The sequence below is a fragment of the Azoarcus taiwanensis genome, from assembly GCF_012910885.1.
In the GTDB taxonomy this organism is placed as follows: Bacteria; Pseudomonadota; Gammaproteobacteria; order Burkholderiales; family Rhodocyclaceae; genus Azoarcus_F; species Azoarcus_F taiwanensis.
Genome location: NZ_WTVM01000128.1, coordinates 1 through 11,413, shown reverse-complemented (window position 1 = coordinate 11,413; position 11,413 = coordinate 1). Strand labels below are relative to the sequence as shown.

Below are 11,413 nucleotides of genomic sequence, written 5' to 3'. Positions count from 1 at the left end.
AACGATGCATCGATCCGCAAGGCACTGGGCGCGCTCAAACCCTCGGCCGAGACGCTGCCGCTCTACTACTCGGCGCTGGCCCGCTCGCGTGCCGACTGGCTGATCGGCATGAACCTGAGCCGGCTGTTCACGCTGCTGGGGCGCCAAGCCGGCTACACCGGCGTGCTGTCGGTAGGCCGGGTACAGACGCCGACACTGAAGCTGGTGGTGGATCGCGACCGCGAGATCGCAGGCTTCGTCTCGGTGCCGTTCTGGACCGTCGAGGTGGCGCTGTCCCATGCGGGGCAGTCCTTCACGGCGAGTTGGACACCGCCGCAAGGCTGTACGGATGACGCCGGCCGCTGTCTTCAGCAGCCGATCGCCCAGAAGGCAGCGGAACGCATGCGCGCCGCCGCCAGCGCCCAGGTGACATCGGTCGAGACCGAACGCATGCGCGAAGGGCCGCCACTGCCGTTCGACCTGGGCACGCTGCAGGAGCAGTGTTCCAGGCAGGTTGGCCTGGACGTGCAGGAGACCCTGGACATCGCCCAGGCGCTGTACGAGACGCACAAGGCGACGACCTATCCGCGCTCCGACTCGGGCTACCTGCCCGAGAGCATGCTGGCCGAGGTACCGACCGCTCTCGACAGCCTGGTCAAGACCGATCCCGGCCTGCGCCCGTTGATCGACCGCCTGGACCCGGCTCAGCGCTCGCGCGCCTGGAACGATACCAAGGTCACGGCGCACCACGGCATCATCCCAACGCTGGAACCCGCCAACCTGTCGGCCATGAACGACAAGGAACTGGCCGTCTATCGATTGATCCGCGCGCATTACCTGGCGCAGTTCCTGCCCCATCACGAGTTCGATCGGACGGTGGTGCAGCTCGCTTGCGGCGGACAGTCGCTGCAGGCCACCGGCAAGCAGATCGTCGTGGCCGGCTGGCGCCAGGTACTGGCGGCGCCGGAGGAAAGCGTTGCGGATGGCGATGACGCCCAGCGCAGTCAGGTGCTACCGGCGCCGCAAGCCGGATCGTCCTGCCAGGTCGGCAATGTCGATCTGAAGGCGCTCAAGACGCTGCCGCCCAAGCCCTACACGCAGGGCGAACTGGTCAAGGCCATGAAGGGTGTCGCCAGGCTCGTCACCGACCCGCGCCTGAAGCAAAAGCTCAAGGACACGACGGGCATCGGCACCGAAGCCACACGCGCCAGCATCATCAGCGGCCTGCTCGGCCGCGGCTATCTGCTGCAGAAGGGTCGCGCCATCCGCGCCTCGGATGCGGCTTTCACCCTGATCGACACCGTGCCTGCGGCCATTGCCGATCCGGGCACGACGGCGGTGTGGGAGCAGGCGCTGGACATGATCGAGGCCGGTCAGATGACGTTGGTCACGTTCCTCGCTAGGCAATCCGCCTGGGTAGCCCAGCTCGTGAAGCAGTACCGCGGCGCGACGCTCGCCATCAAGCTGCCGCCGTCGCCATCCTGCCCACAGTGCGGCGCACCCATGCGCCAGCGCACCGGCAAGACCGGCGCTTTCTGGTCATGCAGCCGCTATCCGGACTGCAAGGGAACGCTGCCGATCGATAGCCCGACAGGCAAACGCGGGCCGCCGCGCAAGCAGCGAGCTTCCCGCAAGGCGTCCTGACGCCGACGAATCCCCTCGCCACGCCGGCCGTTTCCACCGGCGAGGCCAACCTCCCGCACCCTGCGGGACTCCCCAGCACACGCCTCCTTCTGCAACGGTGTGCGCGTCTCGCTGTCCTGTGACAGGCCCGCGAGATGAGAAGGCCGTTCCTCCACGAATCGCGTCTGCCGCGATTCCATTGATCGAGGTGCTCCCGTCGATGACGAGAGGTCTCCTGACGTCTGGCCGATCGCTTCGTGGCGAGCCGTCAGGAGACCCATCGGGTCGATGGTATTCGGTGCCGGTGCCCGCCGGCGGAACAACGGGCTCCCTTTGTGCGCGGATGTGTGCCGAAGGATGTCGACCCGAGCCACGACACGGGTCGAGTGCGATTGCTGATGCGGTGAGCGGCTTTGACGACGGCCGGGACTGCCACAGCCCACGGGTGGTTTCTCTCTTCTCCGGCTGAGGGCTCAAGGGCCTTCAGCCTGCTGGTCTGTGCCTGATCCCAATCGGCATCACACCAGCTCAAAACGGCCTGGGGGCGATACGCATTCCCCAAAGACGCCTGCGATGCGTCGCGTTCATCCTGCGGCCATGTGTTGCTGACGGTCGTCAGCACCATGCCCTGGCAGCTCCGGTCTTCAAGGCTGCAACGCGGTTGGCCGCGTGGATCGAGCCAGTCCGCTTCGCATCGCCCACCGCGGATGAGCGTCTTTCCGACGCCGATGCCTCTTCCTTCAACCCCTCGGGAGAAATCCGCTCCCGTCCGGGTGGTGGGCTCCCGGTCCTTCAACCACCAGGAGCCATCTCATGAACCAGTCTTTGCCCCAAGACGTACTTGATCAGATCGCCGCGGAAGAACGGCATTTCGCCGACGCCCCGCGAGCCTTCTTCGAAGCGTGGAAGCGCGGTGCGGAAATCGCCGGCCCCGAGTGGTTCGGCGACGGCACCCCCGAAGGCCTGCAGCGCGCCACCAGCAAGTGGGATCTGCGCCCCAGGGTGCTGTTGCTCAACGACGCCCTGGATGTCCTCAGCGGCGGCCAGCGCATGTTCCTGTCCGCGATGGTGAGCTTCTACAACGCCCGCGAGGGTGGCGCGATGCTCAGGCGTTGCGGTTTCGAGGGGCTTTCCGATCTGGGAGGTCTCGATCTGGAGCGCCGCAAGGTCATCGCCGATCTGGTCATGAACTACAGCGGCTGGTGATCCCGCTTCTTTTGTTCGCCACCTGCTTGTTTTCCATGTCCCTCTTGCCTTCAAGTTCTCTTCATCCAGCCGCCGGGGCTCCATCCCCGGCAGGGGACTGGCCCCGTCCCTCCTCTGACGGAGAAATCCCATGTCCCCAAAATCAAATCCCTTTCTTCGCGGCTATCGGAACCTGAGTATCGACCGCTCCGTGTGCATCACCTACGAGGACGACTGCCCGCCGATCTGGCGCCCGCTGCATCCCAGCCAGGCGCATCTGCCCGACGACCAGGTCGCGCTCTTCCCCTGCGTCTTCAGCAACGACTTCGCCCTGATCACCGAAGGCCAGGATATTCCCAACGACCTGGAGGCCCAGAGCCAGACCGAGGGCGTAGTACGCACCGTGGTCTATGCGGCGGCGACTTCGGCCAGCCCGTGCACGTCGGCGACACTTACTCGGCGGAGGCCGCGCGGGAAGTCGTGCGGCGGCTGAGCTTCGAGACGGGCTTCTACAGCCGGTGCTGGGAGATCAGCAGCACTCATCTCACCCCCGAGGCGGGCCGCTTCCTCGCCGAGTTGGCAGACATCGCCACGCCGAGCGGCTTTCTATTCGTCGCCTTCCGCATCCCGTACAGCCCCGCGATCGGTGTGAAGCTGATCGCCACCCCCTGGACGGACGCGAACCTGCAGCATGTCGAGGGCATCTCTACCAATCAGTTGCGGCAGGAACACCGGGCCAAGGGCATGCCGGAATCCCTCGTGGAGGTACTGCACCTGGCTGCACTCGCCGACGTTCGCATGCTGGTGTTCGATGCCGACGCACGGATACTGCAGGGATTGACGGTGTTCGGTGACGAATGACCCTCACTTGAGCCCCCTCGCGGGGCTCGTCCCACTTTCGCCGATTCGGGCTTTCCATCCGACGATTTGTATGCGTCCGCCCACATGCTGCTATCGGCGTTCCAGTTCCCGAAGCACCCTGGCGAGCTGCTCGACCGCCGTCTCCTGTTCAGCCGGCGTGTAAGCCGCGAACCCCATGAGGAAACCGGCCCTGTGCCTGGTCGAGGCATGCAGCGCCGTCAGCCCCAGGAGATCGATTCCCGCCCGAGCCGCGGCATCGATGACCGCGCGCTCGGAGATGTCGTGGGTGAAGACACAGGGCATCTGCATTCCGCCTGCCGGCACCCTCGGTTCGACGAAGTCGGCCAGATGCGCGCGCACGAGCCCTGCCAGCACGTCGAGCCGGTCGGCATAGACGCCACGCATCGCGCGCACATAGGCGCCGAAATGCCCCCCTTCGATGAAGCGTGCCAGCGTCAGCTGCGGGATGGATGCGCTGTGCCCGTCCAGCAAGGTCCGCGCCACCGTCATGGGCGCCACGAGCTGGGGCGGCAAGACCACGTAACCGATGCGCAGGCCAGGAAACAGCGACTTGGTGAAGGTGCCGATGTAGATCGTCCGATCGTGCGGGTCGAGCCCCTGCACGCAGGCGGTGGGCTTGCCGGCATAGTGGAACTCGCTGTCGTAGTCGTCCTCGATGATCCAGGCCTGGTTCTGCCGCGCCCATTCGATCACCGCGAGCCGCCGATCCAGCGCCAGCGTCGCGCCGGTCGGGAACTGATGCGAGGGCGTCAGGAAGACCGCCCTGGCCGGGCTCGCCGCATCGTGCAGGCGCGCCACCTGCATGCCCTGGTCGTCGAGCGGCACGGGGACACACGCTAGCCCGGCGGCATCGAACGCCTTGCGGGCACCGTGGTAGACGGGGTCTTCGATGAAGATCCGGTCGCCCGCGTCGAGCAATACGGTTGCGCACAGGGCCAACGCCTGTTGCGAGCTGGTCAGTACCAGCACACGCTCGGGCGTGGCACGCGCCCCCCGCTCAAGATTGACGTAGTCCGCGATGGCGCGTCGCAACGGCTCCACGCCTTGGGGCGGGCTGTGCCGCAAGGCCTGGGTGCCATAGTCCTTCAACACCTGTCGTTCCAGGCGCTCCCAGGTTCGCAGCGGAAAGCTGCGCGTCTCCGGCACCCCGGGGGCGAACGGCCTTGGCGCAACAAAGTCGCGCACGCCGCCGCCCTGAAGGATCGATGTACCACGCTGACTCAGACGCACCGACTCGCGCTGGGGCCCGGGGCGCCGCGCGGTGCCGCGCCTTGACGAGGCCTGCGCCCGCTCGGACACGAAGCTGCCGCTCCCCACGCGCCGTTCGATGAAGCCTTCCGCATGCAGCTGGCTGTATGCCGACTCGACCGTATCGCGCGAAACGCCGAGCGACCGGGCCAATGCCCGCGACGCCGGCAGCGGTTTGCCGACGTCGAGTGCGCCGTCGAGGATCAGTTGCCGGAGGGCGCGCTGAATGCGGGCATGCAGCGGCAAGGCGCCATGGGCGGGGTCTCCAATCCAGGCTTTGACCGATTCGAGTTGAGCGTGCTTGAACAATTGGCCGGTATCGCTTAACGAAAGTGGTGGGGAACAACGGGCCATTTTAGGCTTAAAAAGCTGCTTTCGGAGCAGATCGATCCCCCACTCTCCTGGAGCCCTAAGCCCGCCATGTCGTCATCCACCTCGCCTTCACCCATCTGTCCGAGCGATCTCGCCCATCCCCTGGTGGCCGGGCTGGTATCAGTCATCGTCAACTACGGTGGCACCTTCATCCTCGTCTTCCAGGCAGCGAAAGTGGCCGGCCTCAGCCCGGAGCTGACAGCCTCCTGGGTGTGGTCGATCTCGATCGGCGTGGGCGTCACCGGGATAGTCCTGAGCTGGACGGCACGTGAGCCGATCATTACCGCGTGGTCCACGCCGGCCGCCGCGTTCCTCATCACCGCACTTGCGACCACGCCCTATGCCGAGGCGATCGGTGCCTACCTGCTCTCGGCGGCGGCCTTCGTGGCATTGGGGTTGTCCGGGTACTTCGAGAAGGCCATCCGGCTGATCCCACCGGGCATTGCCGCCGGATTGCTGGCCGGCATCCTGCTGCAGTTCGGCATCGGTGCCTTCGGTGGCATGAGCATCGACCCGGTTCTGGCGGGCTTGTTGATCATGGCTTATCTGGTGCTCAAACGCTTCACCGCACGCTATGCCGTGGTGGGCATCCTGGTGCTGGGGCTGGCCTTCCTGCTCATCGAGGATCGCGTCGATCTGTCGGGGCTGGCATTGCAACTCGCCGCGCCGGTTTTCACCATGCCGGCGTTCTCGCTCAACGCCACCTTGAGCGTGGCACTGCCGCTGTTCCTGATCACGCTGACCGGCCAGTACATGCCGGGCATGCTGGTGCTGCGCAACGACGGCTTCAAGACCAGTGCGAACCCCATCGTGACCATCACCGGGCTCGGTTCGCTGCTCATGGCACCGTTCGGCTCCCATGCGTTCAACATCGCCGCCATCACGGCCGCGATCTGCACCGGCCGGGAAGCGCACGAAGACCCCTCCAGACGCTGGATCGCCGGCATCGCCGCGGGGGTCTTCTACATCCTCGTCGGGGTGTTCGGCGTGACCTTGGCCGCCCTCTTCATGGCCTTCCCGGCGACCTTCATCACCACGCTGGCTGGCCTCGCGCTACTGGGCACCATCGGTGGCAGCCTGGCCGGCGCCATGGCCGATGCGAAGGCGCGCGAGGCCTCGCTGATCACCTTCCTGGCCGCAGCCGCCAACATCAGCTTGCTGGGCATCGGTGGTGCGTTCTGGGGCCTGGTGATCGGGCTGGTGGCGCATGCGGTACTCAACGGCCGCCTGCCCCAACGAGCGCCAAGGCAGGTAATGGCGCCCGCCCCCGCGAACAAGGGGGTGAGCTGATGCGCCCCTCTGTCGATGCCCTGTGTGATCACGACCCGCATGGACGTTATCCCGAGGCCCTCACCGTGGAGGACTTCCGCCACAAGCTGGCCGCCGTGCGGGCACGCATCGACGCCGCCTGCCGTCGCGCGGGTCGCGATCCGGCGGACGTGCGCCTGCTCCCGGTGAGCAAGACCAAGCCCGAGGCCAGTATTCGCATGGCCTACGCGGCCGGTTGCCGGATGCTGGGCGAGAACAAGGTGCAGGAGGCCCATCGCAAATGGGAAGCCACGCAGGATCTCGGCGGGCTGCGCTGGTCGATCATCGGCCACCTGCAGACCAACAAGGCGCGGATGGTGGCGCGCTTCGCCGACGAGTTCCAGGCGCTGGACAGCCTGCGCGTGGCCGAGGCACTGGAACGCCGCCTGCAGATCGAGGGACGCTCACTGGACGTGTTCGTGCAGGTCAACACCTCGGGCGAGACCAGCAAATATGGCCTGGCACCCGAGGATGTCCCAGGCTTCGTGCGCGCCCTGCCGGCCTTCTCTGCCCTTCGCGTGCGCGGCCTGATGACGCTCGCACTGTTCTCCAGTGAGGCCGAACGGGTACGGCAGTGCTTCATCCTGCTTCGCACCCTGCGGGACCGACTGCGCCAGAGCGCCGCCGCAGGTATTGGCCTGGATGAGCTGTCCATGGGCATGTCCGGCGACTTCGAGATCGCCATCGAGGAAGGTGCCACCGTGGTGCGTGTCGGCCAGGCCCTCTTCGGCGCCCGCCCCTTGCCCGACAGCCACTATTGGCCGACGGACCCCCAAACAAAGGAACCCCGATCATGAAGACCACCATCGCCATTCGCCATCTGGATTTCGAAGACCTGGGAACGCTGGAACCCCTGCTGCAAGCGCGCGGCTACACGATCGAGTATGTCGATGCGACTCGAGATGCGTTGAACACCCGCGCTGTCGATACTGCTGACCTGCTGGTGGTGCTCGGTGGCCCCATCGGCGCCTTTGACGACGAGGCCTATCCATTCATCGTGGATGAGTTGGCCTTGGTGCGTCGGCGGCTGGACGGCCATCGCCCGCTGCTGGGGATCTGCCTGGGCGCGCAACTCATCGCGCGCGCGCTTGGCGCCAGGGTGGCCCCCATGGGTGCCAAGGAGATCGGCTTTGCGCCACTGACGCTGACACCAGAAGGTCAAGCCTCGCCGCTGGTCGCGCTGGGCAACGTGCCGGTCATGCACTGGCATGGTGATCAGTTCGACATTCCACCCGGCGCGCTGCGGCTGGCAGGGACGGATGTGTGCCCCAACCAGGCCTTTTCGGTCGGGCGCCATGTGCTTGGGCTGCAATGCCACCTGGAGGCAGACCCGCGCCAGATCGAGCGCTGGCTGGTCGGACACGCCTGCGAACTGGCCCAGACGGGAATCGACCCGCGCGCACTGCGCACCCAGGCATGCGCCCTGCAAACACGGCTACCGCAGGCTGCGCGGGCGGCGTTCTCCCGCTGGCTCGACGGCGTCGAATCGGAACCGCCCTGCAGCCAGCCATGACGGCGAAACGCTCTCCGTGCCACTTCGGTTCAACTTGCTCCAGCCCATCCCACGTTATCCAAGACACCTCCCTGAGGCAGCAGTCATGCAATACAACGCGTCGCACCTGATGCGGGCCTATGCCCGTCAACCCGTTTCCTTCGTCCGCGGCTCCGGCGCACGCCTGTGGGATGCACAAGGCTTCGAGTACCTCGATGCCATTGCCGGCATCGCGGTCACCAGCCTGGGCCACGCCCACCCCAAGATCGCCGCCGCCATCAGCGAGCAGGCCGGGCTGCTGCTGCACACCTCCAACGTCTTTCGCATCGACTGGCAGGAGCGGCTGGGCGAGCGCCTGTGCGCATTGACCGGCATGCAGAAGGCTTTCTTCTGCAACTCGGGGGCAGAAGCCAACGAAGCGGCGCTCAAGCTGGCGCGCCTGCATGGCCATCGCAAGCAGGTGGCGCAACCCCAGATCCTCGTGATGGAGAACGGCTTTCACGGTCGCACCCTCGCAACGCTCTCGGCAACCGGCAACCCCACGAAACAACGCGGCTTCGAGCCACTGATGCCGGGCTTCGTGCGCGTGCCCTACAACGATCTCGACGCGGTGCGCCAGGCTGCCGCGCAGTGGCCCGACATCGTGGCGGTGCTCGTCGAGCCGGTGCAGGGCGAAGGGGGAATCCGGGTTGCCGCAGCCGATTACCTGCGCGGACTGCGTGTCCTGTGCGACCAACACGACTGGCTGCTGATGGTCGACGAAATCCAGGCCGGCATGGGCCGGACCGGCGCCTGGTTCGGCCACCAGCATGCGGGCATCACGCCCGATGTCGTCACGCTGGCGAAGGCGCTGGGCAACGGTTTTCCGATCGGCGCCTGCCTGGCGCGGGGGCAAGCCGCCGACCTGTTCTCACCCGGGCAGCACGGCTCGACATTTGGCGGCAACCCGCTCGCTTGCCGGGTCGCGTGCTCGGTGCTCGACATCATGACGCGCGAGAACCTGCCTGAGCGGGCCGCCCTGCTCGGTTCGCGCCTGCTCGACGGCCTGCAGCGGGCACTGGGCAGCCACCCCGACGTGGTCGCCATCCGTGGCCAGGGCCTGATGGCGGGGATCGAACTGAACAGGCCCTGCACTGAGCTGGTCGGGCGCGCCCTGGCCGAACAGCGCTTGCTCATCACGGTGACCCGCGGCAACACCATCCGGCTGCTGCCCCCGCTGGTCTGCGACGAAGCGCAGATCGACGACATCGTGGCGCGCCTCGCCCACCTGCTGTCACCGACCGTATCGGACGGCCCTGCAGCGCCCGTCGAAACGACGCCGCAGGAAGCAGCGGCATGAAGCTGGGCATCAACGCCCCCGACCGCATCGAGTTCCGGACCCGAACAATTCAGACCACAGGACGACCACCCATGTATGAACCATCCCTGACGCTCTCCGATTTTGATCCCGAGTTGGCGGCAGCCGTGCTGCGCGAGGAACGCCGGCAGGAAGACCACGCTGAACTGATCGCCTCCGAGAACTACGCCAGTCCGCTGGTGATGGCCATCCAGAACACGGTGTTCACCAACAAGTATGCCGAGGGCTATCCGGGCAAGCGCTACTACAGCGGTTGCGAGCACGTGGATGTGGCCGAGCGCCTGGCCATCGAGCGGGCCAAGGCGCTGTTCGACTGCGACTACGCCAACGTCCAGCCTCATGCCGGCGCGCAGGCCAATGCGGCGGTCTTCCTGGCCCTGACCCATCCCGGCGACACCGTGATGGGCATGAACCTCGCCCAGGGTGGCCACCTGACCCACGGCAATCCGTCCAACTTCTCCGGCCGGCACTACAAGATCGTGCCCTATGGCCTCGATCCGGAAACGGGACTGATTGACTACGACGAGATGGAGCGCATTGCGCTGGAAACCCGGCCCACGATGCTCATCGGCGGCTTCTCCGCCTACTCCCGTTACAAGGACTGGGCGCGCATGCGCGCCATCGCCGACAAGGTGGGCGCCATCTTCTGGGTGGACATGGCCCACGTGGCGGGCCTGGTGGCCGCCGGCGAATACCCGAATCCGCTGCCACATGCCCACGTGGTGACCAGCACGACCCACAAGACGCTGCGCGGCCCGCGCGGCGGCATCATCCTGGCCAAGGGCCAGGATGATGGTTTTTACAGGAAGCTCGACACCGCCGTGTTCCCCGGCATCCAGGGCGGCCCGCTGATGCACGTGATCGCCGCCAAGGCGGTGGCCTTCAAGGAAGCCCTGTCTCCGGCGTTCAAGTCCTACCAGCGGCAGGTGGTGGTCAATGCCCGCGCCATGGCCGCCGTGCTCCAGCGCCGCGGCTACCGCATCGTGTCCGGCGGCACCGACAACCATCTGATACTGATCGACCTCTCAAACAAACCCTATACCGGCAAGGAAGCGGACGCCGCACTCAGCGCCGCGTACATCACCGCCAACAAGAACTCGGTCCCCAACGACCCGCGCTCGCCCTTCGTGACCTCAGGGCTGCGCATCGGCACACCCGCCGTGACCACGCGCGGATTCGGTGCGGCGGAATGCGAGGACCTGGCCGGTTGGCTGTGCGACGTACTCGATGCGCTGGAGGCCGGCAGCAGCGAGCAGGTGGCAGGGAGGATTCGGGAGCAGGTGGTGGCCTTGTGTCGTCGCCATCCCGTCTACCGGTAGGCGCTGCTGGATTTCGTAATGCCGCGTGCGGTAGCCGCGCCCCCAAAGAATGAGACGGCTACCGATCCCGATTGGCCGGAAATCCCGATCCACGTCCGTGGCAGGCTGACGCCTTGCCCCGCCGACTGACGTCGGCAGCATCCCCAGGCAGCCAAGATCTTCAAGGCTGCGGCGCGATCCGTCGCGCTGGTCGTTGTCCTGCTCGACGCCTCGGCGCGTCACTTCCTCAACCCTCAAGGGATTTCCTCCCTTGCAGGGCGGACGTCCCTTGGTTTCCACAAGGAGTCCATCCATGGATACCCGATCCATCCGCGCACAGATGCCGACGCTCGTTCGCGGCCACGTGCCTTCCAACATCCGCACCTTCAAGTTCAACATCTTCGATGGCCAGCCCAAGGTTTCGACGCTGGGCTTTCACATCGATCCCAAGCCCTTCGAGGGCAAGGCCATCGCCGTGACCGACGAGGCCATCGTGGTCAAGACGGGGCGCGCCGAGTTCGCGGTGCTCGATCGCACGCTCGTGACCGAGGTCCCCGACGAAGGCGCCAAGGTGCACGTCGAACCCTACGCCAGGCGCCGCTTTGACGGCCAGCGCGCGGACACGCCCGAGGAGCAGACCGAGTTCACTGCCGACGGCAAGCCGTACAC

The 11,413-nt window shown here is 66.4% G+C and carries 8 protein-coding genes and 2 pseudogenes; 9 read left to right on the top strand and 1 reads right to left on the bottom strand.

Annotated elements, in window-relative coordinates; all coding sequences use genetic code 11:
* The 3 genes and pseudogenes from GPA21_RS16320 to GPA21_RS16310 all read left to right on the top strand — a co-directional run.
* The coding region (locus tag GPA21_RS16320) for a DNA topoisomerase III (protein ID WP_168989184.1) at positions 1 to 1,623 on the top strand (1,623 nt) is incomplete at its 5' end.
* 792 nt (positions 1,624 to 2,415) lie between these two features.
* Positions 2,416 to 2,808: a hypothetical protein gene (locus tag GPA21_RS16315; RefSeq protein WP_168989183.1), complete on the top strand. Its 393-nt coding sequence runs from the start codon at positions 2,416 to 2,418 to the stop codon at positions 2,806 to 2,808.
* 130 nt (positions 2,809 to 2,938) lie between these two features.
* A pseudogene (locus GPA21_RS16310) lies at positions 2,939 to 3,648 on the top strand (DUF5983 family protein).
* A 90-nt stretch (positions 3,649 to 3,738) separates the two neighbouring features.
* Here the strand turns inward: GPA21_RS16310 and pdxR are convergent.
* Positions 3,739 to 5,226: a MocR-like pyridoxine biosynthesis transcription factor PdxR gene (gene pdxR, locus GPA21_RS16305; RefSeq protein ID WP_168989182.1), complete on the bottom strand. Its 1,488-nt coding sequence runs from the start codon at positions 5,224 to 5,226 to the stop codon at positions 3,739 to 3,741.
* 111 nt (positions 5,227 to 5,337) lie between these two features.
* Here pdxR and GPA21_RS16300 point away from each other — a divergent pair, with 111 nt between their 5' ends.
* From GPA21_RS16300 to GPA21_RS16275, 6 genes and pseudogenes are all read left to right on the top strand, one after another.
* Positions 5,338 to 6,579 carry a benzoate/H(+) symporter BenE family transporter gene (locus GPA21_RS16300; RefSeq protein ID WP_002924125.1) on the top strand — a complete coding sequence of 414 codons (1,242 nt, stop codon included), beginning with the start codon at positions 5,338 to 5,340 and terminating at the stop codon, positions 6,577 to 6,579.
* Positions 6,579 to 7,394: a YggS family pyridoxal phosphate-dependent enzyme gene (locus GPA21_RS16295; protein WP_168989181.1), complete on the top strand. Its 816-nt coding sequence runs from the start codon at positions 6,579 to 6,581 to the stop codon at positions 7,392 to 7,394. Before GPA21_RS16300 ends, GPA21_RS16295 begins: the two co-directional genes overlap by 1 nt.
* On the top strand, positions 7,391 to 8,110 hold the full coding sequence (locus GPA21_RS16290; protein ID WP_168989180.1) for a glutamine amidotransferase: 720 nt from the start codon (positions 7,391 to 7,393) through the stop codon (positions 8,108 to 8,110). Before GPA21_RS16295 ends, GPA21_RS16290 begins: the two co-directional genes overlap by 4 nt.
* A gap of 85 nt (positions 8,111 to 8,195) precedes the next feature.
* Complete coding sequence (locus tag GPA21_RS16285) at positions 8,196 to 9,428, top strand: aspartate aminotransferase family protein (RefSeq protein WP_168989179.1); 1,233 nt, start codon at positions 8,196 to 8,198, stop codon at positions 9,426 to 9,428.
* Between the two features lie 71 nt (positions 9,429 to 9,499).
* Positions 9,500 to 10,765 (top strand): serine hydroxymethyltransferase, encoded by a 1,266-nt coding sequence (glyA, locus tag GPA21_RS16280; protein ID WP_168989185.1) that lies wholly within the window; start codon positions 9,500 to 9,502, stop codon positions 10,763 to 10,765.
* 292 nt (positions 10,766 to 11,057) lie between these two features.
* Positions 11,058 to 11,413: pseudogene (locus GPA21_RS16275) on the top strand (GTPase); the annotation flags it as partial.